The 16,238-nt window shown below is 56.4% G+C and carries 18 protein-coding genes and 1 pseudogene; 12 read left to right on the top strand and 7 right to left on the bottom strand.

Annotated elements, in window-relative coordinates; translation table 11 throughout:
• Nucleotides 1-81 precede the first annotated feature (81 nt).
• Nucleotides 82-1,302 carry a bifunctional acetylornithine/succinyldiaminopimelate transaminase gene (gene argD, locus GO007_RS26890; protein WP_095105256.1) on the top strand — a complete coding sequence of 407 codons (1,221 nt, stop codon included), beginning with the start codon at nucleotides 82-84 and terminating at the stop codon, nucleotides 1,300-1,302.
• Here argD and GO007_RS26885 read toward each other — a convergent pair.
• Together GO007_RS26885 and crp are read right to left on the bottom strand one after the other, a co-directional pair.
• The gene (locus tag GO007_RS26885; protein ID WP_095105254.1) at nucleotides 1,292-3,370 is read right to left on the bottom strand and encodes a YccS/YhfK family putative transporter; all 2,079 of its coding nucleotides are present in this window, start codon (nucleotides 3,368-3,370) and stop codon (nucleotides 1,292-1,294) included. The two genes, argD and GO007_RS26885, sit on opposite strands and share 11 nt — an antisense overlap.
• 52 nt (nucleotides 3,371-3,422) lie before the next feature.
• Nucleotides 3,423-4,055 carry a cAMP-activated global transcriptional regulator CRP gene (crp, locus tag GO007_RS26880; protein ID WP_000242758.1) on the bottom strand — a complete coding sequence of 211 codons (633 nt, stop codon included), beginning with the start codon at nucleotides 4,053-4,055 and terminating at the stop codon, nucleotides 3,423-3,425.
• Between the two features lie 306 nt (nucleotides 4,056-4,361).
• Between crp and GO007_RS26875 the strand changes: the two genes are divergently transcribed.
• Nucleotides 4,362-4,772: an OsmC family protein gene (locus tag GO007_RS26875; RefSeq protein WP_095105252.1), complete on the top strand. Its 411-nt coding sequence runs from the start codon at nucleotides 4,362-4,364 to the stop codon at nucleotides 4,770-4,772.
• Nucleotides 4,773-4,822: 50 nt separating this feature from the next.
• On the opposite strand, the gene GO007_RS26870 is transcribed toward GO007_RS26875, so the two are convergent.
• The 4 genes from GO007_RS26870 to GO007_RS26855 all read right to left on the bottom strand — a co-directional run bounded on the left by GO007_RS26870 (nucleotide 4,823) and on the right by GO007_RS26855 (nucleotide 9,021).
• On the bottom strand, nucleotides 4,823-5,692 hold the full coding sequence (locus tag GO007_RS26870) for a phosphoribulokinase (protein ID WP_095105250.1): 870 nt from the start codon (nucleotides 5,690-5,692) through the stop codon (nucleotides 4,823-4,825).
• Nucleotides 5,693-5,728: 36 nt separating this feature from the next.
• Nucleotides 5,729-5,947, bottom strand: coding sequence for a YheU family protein (locus GO007_RS26865; protein WP_095105248.1), 219 nt, complete (start codon nucleotides 5,945-5,947; stop codon nucleotides 5,729-5,731).
• A complete protein-coding gene (locus GO007_RS26860) occupies nucleotides 5,944-6,966 on the bottom strand; it encodes a hydrolase (RefSeq protein ID WP_095105246.1) in 1,023 nt (340 codons plus the stop codon). Before GO007_RS26860 ends, GO007_RS26865 begins: the two co-directional genes overlap by 4 nt.
• Before the next feature lie 150 nt (nucleotides 6,967-7,116).
• Nucleotides 7,117-9,021 carry an ABC transporter ATP-binding protein gene (locus GO007_RS26855; protein WP_095105244.1) on the bottom strand — a complete coding sequence of 635 codons (1,905 nt, stop codon included), beginning with the start codon at nucleotides 9,019-9,021 and terminating at the stop codon, nucleotides 7,117-7,119.
• A 172-nt stretch (nucleotides 9,022-9,193) separates the two neighbouring features.
• Here GO007_RS26855 and kefG point away from each other — a divergent pair, with 172 nt between their 5' ends.
• The 4 genes from kefG (at nucleotide 9,194) to slyD (ending at nucleotide 12,454) form a co-directional block, all read left to right on the top strand.
• Nucleotides 9,194-9,760: a glutathione-regulated potassium-efflux system ancillary protein KefG gene (gene kefG / locus GO007_RS26850; protein WP_095105242.1), complete on the top strand. Its 567-nt coding sequence runs from the start codon at nucleotides 9,194-9,196 to the stop codon at nucleotides 9,758-9,760.
• Nucleotides 9,747-11,552, top strand: coding sequence for a glutathione-regulated potassium-efflux system protein KefB (kefB, locus tag GO007_RS26845; protein ID WP_095105240.1), 1,806 nt, complete (start codon nucleotides 9,747-9,749; stop codon nucleotides 11,550-11,552). The genes kefG and kefB overlap by 14 nt, the downstream gene beginning before the upstream one ends.
• A gap of 13 nt (nucleotides 11,553-11,565) precedes the next feature.
• A complete protein-coding gene (locus tag GO007_RS26840) occupies nucleotides 11,566-11,766 on the top strand; it encodes a YheV family putative zinc ribbon protein (protein WP_095105238.1) in 201 nt (66 codons plus the stop codon).
• A gap of 94 nt (nucleotides 11,767-11,860) precedes the next feature.
• Nucleotides 11,861-12,454, top strand: a complete 594-nt coding sequence (gene slyD, locus GO007_RS26835; protein ID WP_095105236.1) for a peptidylprolyl isomerase — start codon at nucleotides 11,861-11,863, stop codon at nucleotides 12,452-12,454.
• Nucleotides 12,455-12,536: 82 nt separating this feature from the next.
• Here slyD and GO007_RS26830 read toward each other — a convergent pair whose 3' ends face one another.
• Entirely contained in the window at nucleotides 12,537-12,755 is a 219-nt protein-coding gene (locus GO007_RS26830) for a protein SlyX (protein ID WP_041142978.1), read from the bottom strand.
• A 222-nt stretch (nucleotides 12,756-12,977) separates the two neighbouring features.
• Here GO007_RS26830 and fkpA point away from each other — a divergent pair, with 222 nt between their 5' ends.
• From fkpA to rpsL, 6 genes and pseudogenes are all read left to right on the top strand, one after another.
• On the top strand, nucleotides 12,978-13,808 hold the full coding sequence (fkpA, locus tag GO007_RS26825) for an FKBP-type peptidyl-prolyl cis-trans isomerase (protein ID WP_095105235.1): 831 nt from the start codon (nucleotides 12,978-12,980) through the stop codon (nucleotides 13,806-13,808).
• Nucleotides 13,809-14,176: 368 nt separating this feature from the next.
• Nucleotides 14,177-14,899, top strand: coding sequence for a helix-turn-helix transcriptional regulator (locus GO007_RS26820; RefSeq protein WP_004868391.1), 723 nt, complete (start codon nucleotides 14,177-14,179; stop codon nucleotides 14,897-14,899).
• Nucleotides 14,899-15,285: a sulfurtransferase complex subunit TusD gene (tusD, locus tag GO007_RS26815; RefSeq protein WP_095105233.1), complete on the top strand. Its 387-nt coding sequence runs from the start codon at nucleotides 14,899-14,901 to the stop codon at nucleotides 15,283-15,285. Before GO007_RS26820 ends, tusD begins: the two co-directional genes overlap by 1 nt.
• Nucleotides 15,285-15,644 carry a sulfurtransferase complex subunit TusC gene (gene tusC, locus GO007_RS26810; RefSeq protein WP_095105232.1) on the top strand — a complete coding sequence of 120 codons (360 nt, stop codon included), beginning with the start codon at nucleotides 15,285-15,287 and terminating at the stop codon, nucleotides 15,642-15,644. Before tusD ends, tusC begins: the two co-directional genes overlap by 1 nt.
• Nucleotides 15,645-15,651: 7 nt before the next feature.
• Entirely contained in the window at nucleotides 15,652-15,939 is a 288-nt protein-coding gene (gene tusB, locus GO007_RS26805) for a sulfurtransferase complex subunit TusB (RefSeq protein ID WP_095105231.1), read from the top strand.
• A gap of 124 nt (nucleotides 15,940-16,063) precedes the next feature.
• Nucleotides 16,064-16,238, top strand: a pseudogene (gene rpsL / locus GO007_RS29350) (30S ribosomal protein S12); the annotation flags it as partial.

The following is a 16,238-nucleotide window of genomic DNA, read 5'->3' as shown; positions in this document are numbered from 1 at the left end:
TGCCATTGACTGATTTTTTATGCATATTTTGTGATTATAATATCACTATCATCATTGCATAACGAAGAAGGATGGCATCACATGGCAACTGAGCAACCGGCAATTACCCGCGCCACGTTCGATGAGGTTATTTTGCCGATTTATGCACCGGCAGAGTTTATTCCGGTAAAAGGTAAAGGTAGCCGCGTATGGGATCAGCAGGGCAAGGAGTACGTTGATTTTGCTGGTGGTATTGCCGTCACGGCGCTAGGCCATTGCCATCCGGCGCTGGTTGCGGCGCTGCATGAGCAGGGGGAAACGCTGTGGCATACCAGCAACGTATTCACCAACGAACCGGCGCTGCGCCTGGGCCGCAAGCTGGTCGATGCTACCTTCGCCGATCGCGTGGTGTTTATGAACTCCGGCACCGAAGCCAACGAAACCGCATTCAAGCTGGCGCGTAACTACACGATCATCCGCCATAGTCCGTATAAAACCAAAATTATCGCCTTCCATAACGCTTTCCACGGCCGTTCGCTGTTTACGGTATCCGTTGGCGGACAGCCAAAATACTCTGATGGCTTCGGCCCAAAACCGGCGGATATCGTTCACGTGCCGTTCAACGACCTGCACGCGGTGAAGGCGGTAATGGACGATCACACCTGCGCGGTGGTGGTTGAGCCGATTCAAGGCGAAGGCGGCGTGATGGCCGCGACTCCTGAGTTCCTCAAAGGTCTGCGTGAACTGTGCGACCAGCACCAGGCCCTGCTGGTATTTGATGAAGTGCAGTGTGGGATGGGGCGCACCGGCTCGCTGTTCGCCTATATGCATTACGGCGTGACGCCGGATATCCTGACCAGCGCGAAAGCGCTCGGCGGCGGTTTCCCGGTTAGCGCCATGCTGACCACCCATGACATTGCCAGCGCGTTCCACGCCGGCTCTCACGGTTCAACCTACGGGGGAAACCCGCTCGCCTGTGCCGTTGCCGGTGCGGCGTTTGATTTGATTAACACGCCTGAGGTACTGGACGGAGTCAACGCGAAGCGCGAACGCTTTGTGCAGCATCTGCAGCAGATTGATGCCCGCTTCGATCTGTTTAGCGATATTCGCGGTATGGGGCTGCTGATCGGCGCGGAGCTGAAACCGCAGCATCACGGCCGGGCGCGTGATTTCCTGTATGCCGCGGCGGATGCGGGCGTTATGGTGCTCAATGCCGGGCCTGACGTCATGCGTTTTGTGCCTTCGCTGGTCATTGACGAGAGCGATATTGATGAAGGAATGGCGCGCTTCGCGCAGGCCGTTCAGCGCGTACTTAGCGCTTAGTTGCGCGTAGCCAGATGCCGTGATGCGGGCGCTGACGCCATGCCACCGACGAGATGGTGTGCATGGTGTTCAGATGATCGAGGATCCGCTGCAGGTGCTGCTCCATAGTGCTCAGCGGGCCACGGGGCACGTCCGCATTCTGCGACTCCATGATATTCACCTCGCCGGCGCTACCCGGCCCGTCGGTATCCAGCCGCTGCTGGCAGCGCTGCAGCGCAATTTCACAGGATTCAAGATAGCGCCGGGCCAGATCCTGCGTCAGCATATTGTGCTCGCGGGCCAGCGTGGTCATGGCGTTGATATGTTCGACAATAAACTGGCTATGGGTGACCCACAGCTTCATATCGTCAAGATAGTGCGAGTTAAACCCGGGCTCCTGCATTGCCTGATTCAGCGAGTTATACAGCGAGTTATGCGCCTGGTTGACGCGCATCCGCCGGTAGGCCAGCGCCGGCGCCTGGTGATCGTCGCTGAGAATGAGCCGGATGGCTTCCTGGTCCGCTTCCAGCGCGTCGTGGGCGTTTTTACGCAGCAGCCCGCTCTGCCACTGCGGCCACAGCCACACCATCCCACCAAAGGCGATCAGGCACCCGATAAGCGTATCGATAAGCCTGGCGACAATAAACTGTTCGCCGTTAAGCGTCAGCAACTGCAGGGTATAAACCGCCGTGACGGTAAAGCCAACCATCGCCCAGCCGTAGCTCTTGCGAATAATCAGATAGCTCAACAGCGTGATAATCAGCATCGCGGTCAGCGTATAGCCCTCCGGGACGTGGAAGTGCAGCGTCAGCCCGGCAATCACCAGGCCGGCAAGGGTACCCGCCGCCCGATGCACGATGCGGACCCGCGTCGCGCCGTAGCCGTTCTGGGTAACGAAAAGCACCGTCATCAGGATCCAGTAGGGTTTGGGAAGATGTAGCGCGCTGCCCATCAGGCTCGCGGCGGTGAGCATCACGCTGATCCGGGCGGCGCTGCGCAAAGCCGGTGATTTGTAAGAGAGATAGTTCTTCAGCGCAGGAAGCAGCGGCAGGCGGCGTTCCTTATCGGCCATCAGGTTACGCGCGTACAGCGGCCGCTGGGTGCGTAGCACCCGGGCAAGGCGGCTGAAGTGCCATGCGCAGAACTGCCCGACCGGGTTGTCGGGGTGCTGCGAGGCAATCTTCTCCAGCGCGCCGATCTGTTTATCCATATTAAAGCGCTGCGGATAGCGGTGGTAAAGGATGTCATCCGCCAGAACCCTCAGCCGCGCCGCGACGGTTTGCGCATTCCAGCGGATTACCGCTTCAGCGTGGCTGCGTTCGACCAGTTTCTGCACCTCCTCCGGCTGATGCAGGCTGACGGAAATATGCTCCTGGAGATCGAGGGCAACCTGAAACGCCCGCAGCAGGCGCTTATGATCGTTACGCTGATTGGCCGCCAGCATATGCATCTGCTGGTAGCACTGGGTGATCATGTCGACGACCTTTTGCTGGCGGGTCAGCAGCGGAGGCAGCGAGGTTGCCGGGTCGATATGCTGGGTCAGCAGGCTGTATTTGGCTTCGCAATAGTTGGCCAGCTCCCGGTAGAGCAGGCTGAGGGATTCGCGCAGCGGCTGCTCGCGCCATAGCCAAAACCAGAACCAGTTGAATAGTCCGTACCACAGCGTGCCGAGCGCGTAGATCAGCAGCGGCTCCCAGACCGGCATATTGCCGGCGAGGCTCAGGGTAAAGATGGCGGCAATCAGCGAGGCGGGCAGCAGCCTCGCGTGCAGCGAGCTGATCTCTGCCGTGACGCCAAGGAGCAGGGTCAGGCCGCTGAGAATTAGTGGGAGCGGGATATCATGCTGGAGAAGGAGCTGAACGATCAGGCTACAGCCGGCAAAAAGCGAGCCGCCAATAATCAGGCGCTTAAAGAATCGCTTATGCGGCGTATCAAGGCCGGCGACGTTGCAGCATGCGGGAACCAGCGAGAACAGCAGGCCCTGCTGCAGATGGCCGAGGAGAAGGCCAATTGCGACCGGCAAACACAGCACCAGCGTTTGCCGCAGTGCGTAGTTGACTTCCGGGTGGTAAATCAGCCTGCGCCACATAGAGGGAAAACAAAAACGGCGTATTGCGGGAGCAACACGCCGTTTTATCAGCTTAACGCGTGCCGTAGACGACGATAGTTTTACCGTGTGCGGAGATCAGATTTTGATCTTCCAGCATCTTCAGAATACGGCCAACGGTTTCACGTGAACAGCCGACGATCTGACCGATTTCCTGACGGGTAATTTTGATTTGCATACCGTCCGGGTGGGTCATGGCGTCAGGCTGTTTTGCCAGGTTCAGCAGCGTCTGGGCGATACGGCCGGTGACGTCGAGGAAGGCAAGGTTACCGACTTTCTCAGAGGTCACCTGCAGACGGCGGGCCATCTGCGACGAGAGACGCATCAGGATGTCCGGGTTAACCTGAATCAGCTGACGGAATTTTTTATAGGAGATTTCGGCCACTTCACATGCGGTTTTCGCACGTACCCAGGCGCTACGCTCCTGGCCTTCTTCGAACAAGCCTAATTCACCGATGAAATCGCCCTGGTTGAGGTAAGAGAGAATCATCTCTTTACCCTCTTCATCCTTGATGAGCACAGCCACAGAGCCTTTGACGATGTAGTACAACGTTTCTGCTTTTTCACCCTGGTGGATCAGCGTGCTTTTAGATGGGTACTTATGAATGTGGCAATGAGACAAGAACCATTCGAGGGTAGGGTCTGTTTGCGGTTTGCCAAGCACCATGCGCGGTTATCCTCTGTTATAAGCTATCTCCGGGTGCCGACACTACACGGCATCCGGGCATGCAATCGTATTGTTTCCCTATGCCTGGGAAGCTGGCTGGTGATTTTTCTTCAGCCTGTAATGTGAATTCCTCTGCATACATGCAGTACATCAATGTAATACTGTAGCATCCCGACTGTTTTAGCATAGCTTTCGCCGCGTGTCTCCTGGTGTCTCGCTTCAGCATGATGCAGGTCGCCTTCCGTTGCGAGATTTGTTATGTGCGCGTAATCTGTCAGGAAAATTGCAACCTTGGAGTTAAATTTTATGCAAGCTCGTGTGAAATGGGTTGAAGGGTTAACCTTCATCGGTGAGTCGGCTTCTGGCCACCAGATTTTGATGGACGGCAACTCCGGGGATAAGGCGCCGAGTCCGATGGAAATGGTGCTGATGGCCGCCGGCGGCTGCAGCGCCATCGACGTGGTCTCAATTTTGCAAAAAGGGCGTCATGATGTGACCAACTGTGAGGTGAAGCTGACCTCAGAGCGTCGGGAAGAGGCGCCGCGCCTGTTTACCCACATCAACCTGCATTTTATCGTCACCGGCCGCGAGCTGAAGGATGCGGCCGTTTCGCGGGCGGTGGACCTGTCGGCGGAGAAATACTGCTCGGTGGCGCTGATGCTGCAAAAAGCGGTAAATATCACGCATTCGTACGAGGTTATCGAGGGCCAGGCCTGATGGCCAGCCCGTCGCCCCGGCATGCGTAGCGCTGCCGGGTTTTTAACGGCTTAACCGATCTTTTTCCCCGCCATCAGCCGTTCAACCAGCGGCGTCATGATCAGCTCCATCGCCAGCCCCATTTTCCCGCCCGGTACCACCAGCGTGTTGATATGCGAGATAAACGAGCCTTGCAGCATCGCCAGCAGCCACGGGAAGTCGATATCCTGCAGATTGCGGAAGTGGATCACCACAAAGCTTTCATCCAGCGAGGGAATGCCTTTAGCGGCGAAGGGGTTCGAAGTATCAACGGTGGGAACCCGCTGGAAGTTGATATGGGTTCGCGAGAACTGCGGGGTGATGAAGTTAATATAATCTTCCATCGAACGGACGACCGAATCCATCACCGCTTCGCGAGAATGCCCGCGTTCGCTGGTGTCGCGGATTAGCTTCTGAATCCACTCCAGGTTGACGATGGGCACTACCCCGACCAGCAGATCGACATTGTGCGCAACGTTGTGCTGTGGCGTGACAACGCCGCCGTGCAGCCCTTCGTAAAACAGGACGTCGGTTGGCTCCGGCAGCGGCTGCCAGGGCGTGAAGGTGCCCGGCACCTGATTCCACGGCACGGCCTCGTCATAGGTATGCAGATATTTTCTCGACTGGCCGGTTCCGCTGCGCCCGTATTCGAGAAAGGTATTTTCCAGCAGGCCGAAGTCGTTCGCTTCCGGACCAAAATAGCTGATGTGTTTCCCCTGATCCCGCGCTTTGCGGATCGCCATGTCCATTTCCGGGCGAGTGTAGCGATGGAAGCTATCGCCCTCGACTTCGGCGGCACGCAGGTTCAGCTGGGCGAAGATTTTGCGAAAGGCGAGGCTGGTGGTGGTGGTTCCCGCGCCGCTGGAGCCCGTGACTGCAATCACCGGATGTTTGGCAGACATATCAACTCCCAGATTAAACGATGGTGTGGCGCCGCCTTAGCCGTGGAACTGCTTGCGGGGCATGATGTTGACCGTCTCGTGCAGCTCTGACCACACCAGTACGGCTTCTCCGCTTTTCAGCTGCTGTTTTACATCGGCGACCTTATCGGCCAGCGAACGTTCATGTTCACCATAATCGGTGCCTTCGCGCAACACAAAGCTTTCAATCAGGCTATCCAGGGTTTCGGGATCCAGATCCTGCCAGGGAATAATCATTTTTTTCCTTCCAGCCAGCGCGTCAGCCAGTCCGGGATCCGTCTTTCCAGCCACATCTCAGGCTTGCGCAGCGTGCCGCCGACAAATCCGACGTGCCCGCCCTGTTCGGTCAGCTGGTACTCGACGTTGGCCGGCAGCTGCTCCTGCGGTGGAATGGAATGATGGTCCATGAACGGATCGTCTTTCGCGTGAATGATCAGCGTGGGTTTAGTGATATCGCTCAGACGCGGCATCGCGCTGCACTGGCGATAGTAGTCCAGCGCATCGGCAAAGCCGTGAATTTTGGCGGTGATGGTATCGTCAAACTCGCGAATGCGCCGCATGCCTTTTAGCTGGCGTAAATCAACCGGCAGAGAGCCCGGATAGGCTTTCAGCTTGCGCGCGGCGTTAGCTTTTAACAGGTTAAGCAGATAGCGCTGGTAGACGCGGGAGAAGCCTTTGTCCATATGGTAGCTGCAGGCTTCCAGCATGAACGGGGCCGACACGATGACCGCCGCGTCGAGCGGGATGCTATCGCCCTCGTTTGCCAGCAGGCAGCCCAGCATATTACCGCCGAGCGAATAGCCGACGGCGGCCGTAGGCGCGGTACCAAATTCGCGCTGCAGCCAGCGCAGGAACCAGGTGCCGTCTTCCGTCTCTCCGGAGTGGTAGATGCGGTTATTACGGTTAGGCTCGCCGCTACAGCCGCGGAAATGCATCACCACGCCCAGCCAGCCGCGCTGCATTGCGGCGTGGATCAGACCGTGGGCGTAAGGGCTGTGCAGGCTTCCTTCCAGACCGTGAAAAACGACCAGCCGCGGTTTATGTCGGGCTGATTCGGGATCTTCGCTCCAGGCCAAATCGATAAAATCGCCGTCAGGGAGTTCAAGGCGCTGCCAGTGTGGAGTAAAGCCCAGTTTGCGGCGGATCAGTCGCGGCAGCATGGTTTGCAGATGACGATTCCCCACGCCGCGCATTGGATGAAAATCGCGCGAATCGTCTACGGGGGGCGTCATTTCTGTGGGGGTGATTTCAACCATAGCACCAGAACAATTAAGAATCTTATAAATACTATACCGCGCATGAAGTGCGCAGGTTAGCCAATATGTGGTCTTGTGGCCAGCTGTCAGAGAGGCCCCGAAAGCTCATTGTCTGTGAACCGTCGAGGCCGCGCGCTCAACCAGCAGGGCTTAGCCTTCCTGCAGCATCTGCTCCAGCTGTTCTTGCGCATCCAGCCAGGCCATTTCGCACTCTTCCAGTCCTGATTTCGCATTGGCCTGCTGCTGCAGACACGCGGTCAGATCTGCCTTGCGGGATGCGTCATACAGGCTGCTGTCGCCTAATTTCTCTTCCGCCTGCGCGAGCTGGGCGTTGAGCTTATCCATCTCTTTTTCGAGGCGGGTAATCTCTTTACGCAGTGGCTGCGTCAGCGTGCGCAGCTCCGCTTCCCGGCGCTTCTGGTCCTTGCGGGACTGGGCGCTGTTGCCGTTATCTTTTATCGCGTCGGACGACTGGCTTTCCTGCCTCTGCGAGTCGCTCAGCCACTGCTGATAATCTTCCAGATCGCCATCGAACTGCTCAACTTTGCCGTCGTGGACCAGATAGAGATCGTCGGTGGTCGAACGTATCAGGTGGCGATCGTGCGAGACCACCACCAGCGCGCCTTCGAAATCAATCAGCGCTTCGGTTAAAGCCTGACGCATATCGAGGTCAAGGTGGTTAGTCGGTTCATCGAGCAGCAGGAGATTAGGCCGCTGCCAGACGATAAGCGCCAGCACCAGACGCGCCTTTTCGCCGCCGGAGAAACGCTGGGTTGCTTCGTTGACCTTATCGCTCTGGAAACCGAAGCCGCCAAGATAGTCGCGCAGCTTCTGCTCCAGCTCCTGCGGCGCCAGGCGAGCCAGGTGCTGCAGCGGCGATTCATCCGCCCGCAGGAACTCCAGCTGATGCTGGGCGAAGTAGCCAAGCTTAATTCCTTTGGCCAGCCCCACTTCGCCCTGCAGCGGCTGCAGCTCGCCGGCCAGCAGTTTGATTAGCGTCGATTTACCGGCTCCGTTGCGCCCCAGCAGGCCGATGCGCGAACCGGGAACCAAATTCAGCTTGATCGAGTCGAGGATAATGCGTTCGCCGTAGCCGGCGCTGACTTTTTCCATTTTCAGCAGCGGGTTGGGCAGGCTTTCCGGCGCGCGGAAGCTAAAGTGGAACGGATTATCGACGTGAGCCGGGGCGATAAGCTCCATGCGTTCCAGCATTTTAATGCGGCTCTGGGCCTGCTTCGCCTTGGTGGCCTTGGCGCGGAAGCGATCGATATAGCTTTGCAGATGGGCGACGCGCAGCTGCTGGCTCTCATACATCGACTGCTGCTGCGACAGGCGGGTTGCGCGCTGTATTTCGAACGAGCTGTAGTTGCCGGTGTACTCGAACATGCTTTGCTGTTCGATATGAATAATTTTATCGACGATTGGATCGAGAAAATCGCGATCGTGCGAGATCAGAATCAGCGTACCGGTATAGCTTTTAAGCCACTTTTCCAGCCAGATCACCGCATCGAGATCGAGGTGGTTAGTCGGTTCATCCAGCAGCAGCAGGTCAGAGCGACAAATCAGCGCCTGCGCCAGGTTCAGGCGCATGCGCCAGCCGCCGGAAAAGTCGCTCACCGGGCGCTCCAGCTGTTCGTTGCTGAAGCCCAGACCGTGCAGCAGGCTGGAGGCGCGTGAGCGGATCGTCCAGGCGTCAATGGCATCCAGCTTGCCGTGAACCGTCGCAATCGCGTGACCGTCATTGCGCTCGTTGGCCTGATTTAAATCGGCCTCGAGCTGGCGATATTCACGATCGCCGTCAATAACATAATCAATAGCCGGCTGCGCCAGCGCAGGGGTTTCCTGATTAACCCACGCCAGCTGCCAGTTGCCCGGAAAGGTCATACTGCCGCCGTCGGCGCTAATCTCGTTTTTCAAAAGCGATAGCAGCGTGGATTTACCGCAGCCGTTTTTGCCCACCAGACCGACCTTTTGGCCAGGGTTGATGGTAGCGGTGGCGTTGTCCAGCAGGACGCGTACGCCGCGACGAATTTGTAACGAGGAGAAAACAATCATAAGGCGCCGTATGTTCAGACTATGTTAATTTGTCATTATGATAATGTAATGTGGTAGCAAATAGCTCCACCGGGCCGCAATGGTAGCCCAAAATGAAGACGATACACAAAGTCATTCTGGTTGCGCTGAGGCGCAGCCGTTGTTCAGGCCGCCAGAAGACGTTGGGAGGGGAATGATGTCTCAGACAGCGAAGGTTTTGCTGCTGTATGCCCACCCAGAATCTCAGGATTCCGTGGCCAACCGGGTTTTGCTTGAACCGGCCTTACAGTTGCCGAACGTCACCGTGCACGATCTTTATGCGCACTATCCAGATTTTTTTATCGATATTGCCTGGGAGCAGGATCTCCTGCGTCAGCATGAGGTGATTGTTTTCCAGCATCCGCTGTATACGTGGAGCTGCCCGGCGCTGCTAAAAGAGTGGCTGGACAGAGTGTTGACCCGCGGCTTTGCCAGCGGCGCCGGGGGGAACCAGCTGGCGGGAAAGTACTGGCGTAGCGTGATCACCACCGGTGAGCCGGAAAGCGCCTACCGCCGCGACGCTAACCGCTATCCAATGAACGATATTCTCCGTCCTTTCGAACTGACCGCCGGCATGTGCCGGATGCACTGGATGAGCCCGATTATTGTCTACTGGGCCCGTCGGCAATCGCCAGCCGATCTGAAAAGCCACGCGCGCGCTTATCGCGACTGGCTGGCCAACCCCATCGCGGCAGGAGGAGTTATAAATGGAGGGAGCTGATCTGCTTTTGGCTGGCGTTCTGTTTCTGTTCGCCGCCGTCGTAGCGGTACCGCTGGCCGCCCGGCTGGGCATTGGCGCGGTACTCGGCTATCTGCTCGCGGGGATCGCGATTGGTCCGTGGGGGCTGGGGTTTATCAGCGACGTCGATGAAATTCTCCACTTCTCCGAGCTGGGCGTGGTGTTCCTGATGTTTATCATCGGGCTTGAGCTCAACCCGTCTAAGCTCTGGCGTCTGCGAAGCTCTATCTTTGGCGTTGGGGCGGCTCAGGTTTTGTGCAGCGCGGCGATCCTCGGTGGCCTGCTGATGGTTACCGGATTTACGTGGCAAGCGGCGGTGGTCGGCGGAATTGGTTTAGCGATGTCCTCCACGGCGATGGCGCTGCAGCTGATGCGCGAGAAGGGGATGAGCCGCAGTGAATCCGGTCAACTGGGGTTCTCCGTTCTGCTGTTTCAGGACCTGGCGGTGATCCCCGCGCTGGCGCTGGTGCCTCTGTTGGCGGGTTCCGGCGACGATCGCTTTGATTGGGTCACGATCGGGATGAAGGTTTTGGCCTTTGCCGGCATGCTGATCGGCGGCCGCTTTTTGCTACGACCGGTGTTCCGCTTCATCGCTGCCTCCGGCGTGCGTGAGGTCTTTACCGCCGCGACGCTGCTGTTGGTTTTGGGCTCGGCGCTGTTTATGGATGCGCTCGGCCTGTCGATGGCGCTAGGGACCTTTATCGCCGGGGTGCTGCTGGCTGAAAGCGAGTATCGCCACGAGCTGGAAATCGCCATTGAGCCGTTTAAAGGCCTCCTGCTTGGCCTGTTCTTTATCTCCGTTGGCATGGCGCTGAATCTCGGCGTTCTCTACACCCATCTGCTGTGGGTTGCCGCCAGCGTCGCGGCGCTGGTGATGGTGAAAGCCCTCGTGCTGTACGTTCTGGCGCGGGTGTACGGCCTTCGCAGCTCGGAGCGAATGCAGTTTGCCGGGGTCCTGAGCCAGGGCGGGGAGTTTGCCTTTGTGCTGTTCTCGTTACCGGCTTCGCTGCGGCTGTTCGAAAATGACCAGATGGCGCTGCTGCTGGTCACGGTTACGCTGTCGATGATGACCACGCCGCTGCTGATGACCTTGATTGATTACGTTCTCTCCCGACGCTTTAACCAGCCGGAGGAAGAGGATGAAGCGCCGTGGGTTGAGGATGATAAACCGCAGGTGATTATCGTCGGCTTCGGGCGCTTTGGTCAGGTTATTGGCCGTCTGCTGATGGCCAACAAAATGCGTATTACCGTGCTTGAGCGCGATATCAGCGCGGTTAACCTGATGCGCAAATATGGCTATAAGGTGTACTTCGGCGATGCAACGCAGCTGGAGCTGCTGCGCTCGGCGGGCGCGGAAGATGCGCAGTCAATCGTAATTACCTGCAACGAGCCGGAAGATACCATGAAGCTGGTTGAGATGTGCCAGCAGCATTTCCCGCATCTGCATATTCTGGCGCGAGCGCGGGGCCGCGTAGAGGCCCATGAGCTGCTGCAGGCCGGCGTGGCTCAGTTCTCGCGCGAAACCTTCTCCAGCGCGCTGGATCTGGGGCGCAAGGCGCTGGTCAGCGTCGGAATGCATCCGCATCAGGCGCAGCGCGCGCAGCTGCACTTTCGTCGTCTGGATATGCGAATGCTGCGAGAGTTGATGCCAGTGCATACTGATACTCTGCAGATATCGCGCGTGCGGGAAGCTCGACGGGAGCTGGAGGAGATTTTTCAGCGTGAAATGCAGAAAGAGAGCAGGCAGCTTGACGGCTGGGATGAGTTTGAATAAAGGGTAAATCATTATGGCAGTGCGTAAACGTTTTATTGCCGGAGCAAAATGCCCGGCGTGCCAGGCCCAGGATTCGCTGGCGATGTGGCGTGAAAATAATATCGATATTGTTGAGTGTGTTAAGTGCGGGCACCAGATGCGCGAGGCGGATAAAGAGGCCCGCGAGCATGTTCGTAAAGACGAACAAGTGATCGGCATTTTTCATCCCGACTAGCGTTATCTGTCGCCTTTTTTTAAGCTAGAGGGTACACGGCTGCAGAATTCCGCTACAATCTGCGCCACTATTCTTCCCATGCTCAGGAGATATCATGAAAGTAGCAAAAGACCTGGTGGTCAGCCTGGCCTATCAGGTACGTACAGAAGACGGTGTGTTGGTTGATGAGTCTCCGGTAAGCGCGCCGTTGGACTACCTGCATGGTCACGGCTCCCTGATTTCCGGCCTGGAAACTGCGCTGGATGGTCATGAAGTGGGCGACAAATTTGACGTTGCGGTCGGCGCGAACGATGCGTACGGCCAGTACGACGAAAACCTGGTTCAGCGCGTTCCTAAAGACGTCTTCATGGGCGTTGATGAACTGCAGGTTGGCATGCGTTTCCTGGCGGAAACCGATCAGGGTCCGGTTCCGGTTGAAATCACCGAAGTTGACGACGAGCACGTTGTTGTTGACGGTAACCACATGCTGGCTGGCCAGAACCTGAAGTTCAACGTTGAAGTTGTGGCGATTCGTGAAGCGACCGCTGAAGAGCTGGAGCACGGTCATGTACACGGCGCGAATGGTCACGATCACGACCATGACCACGATCATGACGGATGCTGCGGCGGCCACGGTCACAGCCACGACCACGGTCACGAACATGGCAAAGGCGGTTGTGGCGGGAACGGCGGCTGCGGCTGTCACTAAGACCCATCGTCTTTCAAGCCGCAGGCGCGTTGGCTAGCGCTGCCGGCTATAAAAAAGCGGGGAAACCCGCTTTTTTTACGCCTCAATAATGTGGGGGAGGCGTTTCTTCAGACTGCGATGCGATATACGATGACTGCGTCGCCTTCAGCTTTTCTACCATCAGACGCATATGTTCACGCATCTTTGCCATTTCGATCTCATGGGCGGTGACGGTCTTGTTGAGGTCTTCAATGGTGATTTCCTGATACGCCAGCCGGCTTTCCAGCTCCGCCAGGCGAGTCTCCAGTTTGCTATCGTGCATGAGTAACCTCTTCTGTCTTATCTCGCGGGCGGATTCTACTGAATTTTCAGCATCCGTGCAGCATCGTAACGGCGGACAGGAAACTAATTTATACAAAAATAGTCTGAAAAGAGTCGATATTCAGGAACGTCCGTATGTAGATTTGTCCTGCAACGTTCTATAGTACATTTTTTGCTTTTTACGCTAACCCTGGGGTGAGATGCCCCGGCCTTGGAGAAATGGATGAAATCACTGTTTAAAGTAACGCTGCTGGCGACCACGATGGCCGTCGCGCTGAATGCACCGCTGACCTTTGCCGCTGATACCGCTGCAAAGACGGCACCTGCAACGGAAAGCAAATCGGCATTTAAAAATGACGATCAGAAATCTGCTTATGCGCTGGGTGCATCGCTGGGACGTTACATGGAAAACTCCCTGAAAGAACAAGAAAAACTGGGCATTAAACTGGATAAAGATCAGCTGATCGCTGGCGTTCAGGACGCATTTGCCGATAAGAGCAAACTGTCCGATCAGGAAATCGAACAGACTCTGCAAGCGTTTGAGACTCGTGTGAAAACTGCTGCTCAGCAAAAAATGGAAAAAGATGCATCTGAGAACGATGCTAAAGGCAAAGCCTATCGCGACACCTTCGCTAAAGAGAAGGGCGTGAAAACCTCTAAATCTGGCCTGCTGTATAAAGTCGAGAAAGCCGGTACCGGTGACGCACCGAAAGACAGCGATACCGTCGTTGTGAACTACAAAGGGACGCTGATCGACGGTAAAGAGTTCGATAACTCCTATACCCGCGGCGAGCCGCTCTCTTTCCGCCTGGACGGCGTGATCCCGGGCTGGACTGAAGGCCTGAAGAATATTAAGAAAGGCGGTAAAATCCAGCTGGTCATCCCACCGGATCTGGCATACGGCAAAACCGGCGTTCCTGGCATCCCGGCTAACTCTACTCTGGTCTTCGACGTAGAGCTGCTGGATATCAAACCGGCGCCGAAAGCTGACGCGAAGCCTGAAGCTGCCGCTGATGCAAAAGCGGATGCACCGAGCGCAGACGCTAAGAAGTAATGGAATTGCCGCCGCCGCCCTCAAAGGCGGCGGCTTTTTTATTTGGGGCAGATATAATTAAAACTGGAAAGTGCCTCAAGCGCTGTATTACTTTAGATAGCTTAATCTTATTAATGACGATGAGCCTGCCCTGACAAGCTACACCTCATCCTTCAAGCTGCCTCTGAGCTGGCTGCATTTGCTGACTCCAGCCTCTTACTGGATTCGGTCCTGGGTATCGATAAGAGATAACCTTGTCTCTTACAAGAGCCAGCCTTCGGCTGGTCAAATTCGCTGCTGACGAATTTGTCTCAGATTTGCCGCCTTGGCGTACCTTGAACGGTTTTGTGTAAAAAATGACAGGCTCCTGAAAAGGAGTGCTTTTTTTCATGTCCAGGTCGCTTTTAACCAACGAAACCAGCGAGCTTGACCTGCTGGATCAACGTCCTTTCGACCAGACCGACTTCGATATCCTAAAATCCTATGAAGCGGTGGTGGACGGGTTAGCGATGCTCATTGGTTCCCACTGTGAAATCGTGCTGCATTCTTTACAGGATCTGAAATGTTCCGCCATTCGCATCGCCAACGGTGAACATACCGGTCGTCAAATCGGCTCGCCAATCACTGACCTGGCGCTGCGTATGCTGCACGATATGACTGGAGCTGATAGCAGCGTTTCCAAATGCTATTTTACTCGCGCTAAAAGCGGAGTGCTGATGAAGTCGGTGACGATTGCGATACGCAACCGTGAGCACCGGGTTATCGGCCTTTTGTGCATTAACATGAACCTCGATGTCCCGTTCTCCCAGATCATGAGCACCTTTATTCCGCCGGAAACGCCGGAAGTGAACTCGCAGGTCAACTTTGCCTCATCGGTTGACGATCTGGTCGCGCAAACCCTCGAGTTTACGATTGAAGAAGTAAATGCCGATCGCAACGTTTCCAATAACGCCAAAAATCGTCAGATCGTCCTGAATCTTTACGAGAAAGGCATTTTTGATATCAAAGATGCTATCAACCAGGTTGCCGATCGCCTGAATATCTCGAAGCACACGGTATATCTCTATATCCGTCAGTTCAAAAGCGGTGATTTCCAGGGGCTGGATAAGTAATGCGTTTTGCCATTACGGTGACGGGCCCGGCCTACGGTACGCAGCAGGCCAGCAGCGCCTGGCAGTTCGCGCAGGCCGTGCTGGAGGAGGGGCATGAGCTGATTTGCGTCTTTTTCTATCGCGAAGGCGTCTATAACGCGAATCAGCTGACCGCCCCCGCCAGCGATGAGTTTGACCTTGTGCGGGCATGGCAAAAATTATACGAAACGCATGCTGTTTCGCTGCATATCTGCGTTGCGGCGGCGCTGAGACGCGGGGTGACGGACGAGCATGAGGCGCAGCAGCTTGGTTTGTCCGCGCATAATCTGCAACCCGGATTCACGCTCAGCGGCCTTGGGGCGCTGGCGGAAGCTGCATTAACCTGCGATCGGATGGTGCAGTTCTGATGAAACGCGTTGCCTTTGTTTTTTCCTCCGCTCCTCATGGCTCCGCGTCAGGCAGAGAAGGCCTGGATGCGCTGCTGGCTACCTCAGCGCTGACCGATGAGCTCGGCGTTTTCTTTATCGGCGACGGCGTGTTTCAGCTGCTGCCGGAGCAGCGGCCTGGCGCAATTCTGGCCCGCGACTATATCGCCACGTTTAAGCTCCTCTCCCTGTATGATATTGAACAGTGCTGGATGTGCGCCGCTTCTGCCCGCGAGCGCGGCCTGTCGCCCTCCACGCAGTGGGTCATAGAAGGCGAGTGGCTGGAGCCAGAGGCGCTGCGTGCCCGACTCGATGATTTCAACGTGATACTGCGCTTCTGAGGCCACTATGCTCCACACTCTCAGCGTTTCTCCATGGCATACCGATCTGGCAGCGATGCTGCGTCTGGTAAAGGATGGCGACGATCTTCTGCTGCTTTCCGATGGTGTCATCGCGGCAGCCGCTGGCGGGCGTTTCCTTGAAATCTTGCTTTCCGCCCCCATAACCATCCATGCGCTGCAGGATGATATCGAAGCCCGCGGGCTGACGGGGCAAATTGCGGGCAGTGTCATCAGGGTTGGCTATACTGATTTCGTCAGACTGGCGCTCAAACACCCTGGACAGTTGGCCTGGTAATGGCGGGATTGTTGTATATTTCTTGACACCTTTTCGGCACCGCCCTAGAATTCTGCGTCCTCATATTATCTGAGGCGATTTATTACATGTTTACGAAGCAAAAGCTAAAACCAGGAGCTATTTAATGGCAACAATTAACCAGCTGGTACGCAAACCACGCGCACGCAAAGTTGCAAAGAGCAACGTGCCTGCACTGGAAGCCTGCCCGCAGAAACGTGGCGTATGTACTCGCGTATATACTACCACTCCTAAAAAACCAAACTCCGCACTGCGTAAAGTATGCCGTGTGCGTTTGACCA

Source organism: Klebsiella sp. 10-1, assembly GCF_009758445.1.
Classification (GTDB): domain Bacteria; phylum Pseudomonadota; class Gammaproteobacteria; order Enterobacterales; family Enterobacteriaceae; genus Klebsiella; species Klebsiella scottii.
Note: the sequence above shows the minus strand (reverse complement) of the source record. Positions and strands in the feature narration are given on the sequence as shown.

Coding starts and splice junctions, on each gene's coding strand:
- argD (WP_095105256.1), top strand. CDS start 82: ATGGCAACTGAGCAACCGGCAATTACCCGCGCCACGTTCGATGAGGTT.
- GO007_RS26885 (WP_095105254.1), bottom strand. CDS start 3,370: ATGTGGCGCAGGCTGATTTACCACCCGGAAGTCAACTACGCACTGCGG.
- crp (WP_000242758.1), bottom strand. CDS start 4,055: ATGGTGCTTGGCAAACCGCAAACAGACCCTACCCTCGAATGGTTCTTG.
- GO007_RS26875 (WP_095105252.1), top strand. CDS start 4,362: ATGCAAGCTCGTGTGAAATGGGTTGAAGGGTTAACCTTCATCGGTGAG.
- GO007_RS26870 (WP_095105250.1), bottom strand. CDS start 5,692: ATGTCTGCCAAACATCCGGTGATTGCAGTCACGGGCTCCAGCGGCGCG.
- GO007_RS26865 (WP_095105248.1), bottom strand. CDS start 5,947: ATGATTATTCCCTGGCAGGATCTGGATCCCGAAACCCTGGATAGCCTG.
- GO007_RS26860 (WP_095105246.1), bottom strand. CDS start 6,966: ATGGTTGAAATCACCCCCACAGAAATGACGCCCCCCGTAGACGATTCG.
- GO007_RS26855 (WP_095105244.1), bottom strand. CDS start 9,021: ATGATTGTTTTCTCCTCGTTACAAATTCGTCGCGGCGTACGCGTCCTG.
- kefG (WP_095105242.1), top strand. CDS start 9,194: ATGATGTCTCAGACAGCGAAGGTTTTGCTGCTGTATGCCCACCCAGAA.
- kefB (WP_095105240.1), top strand. CDS start 9,747: ATGGAGGGAGCTGATCTGCTTTTGGCTGGCGTTCTGTTTCTGTTCGCC.
- GO007_RS26840 (WP_095105238.1), top strand. CDS start 11,566: ATGGCAGTGCGTAAACGTTTTATTGCCGGAGCAAAATGCCCGGCGTGC.
- slyD (WP_095105236.1), top strand. CDS start 11,861: ATGAAAGTAGCAAAAGACCTGGTGGTCAGCCTGGCCTATCAGGTACGT.
- GO007_RS26830 (WP_041142978.1), bottom strand. CDS start 12,755: ATGCACGATAGCAAACTGGAGACTCGCCTGGCGGAGCTGGAAAGCCGG.
- fkpA (WP_095105235.1), top strand. CDS start 12,978: ATGAAATCACTGTTTAAAGTAACGCTGCTGGCGACCACGATGGCCGTC.
- GO007_RS26820 (WP_004868391.1), top strand. CDS start 14,177: ATGTCCAGGTCGCTTTTAACCAACGAAACCAGCGAGCTTGACCTGCTG.
- tusD (WP_095105233.1), top strand. CDS start 14,899: ATGCGTTTTGCCATTACGGTGACGGGCCCGGCCTACGGTACGCAGCAG.
- tusC (WP_095105232.1), top strand. CDS start 15,285: ATGAAACGCGTTGCCTTTGTTTTTTCCTCCGCTCCTCATGGCTCCGCG.
- tusB (WP_095105231.1), top strand. CDS start 15,652: ATGCTCCACACTCTCAGCGTTTCTCCATGGCATACCGATCTGGCAGCG.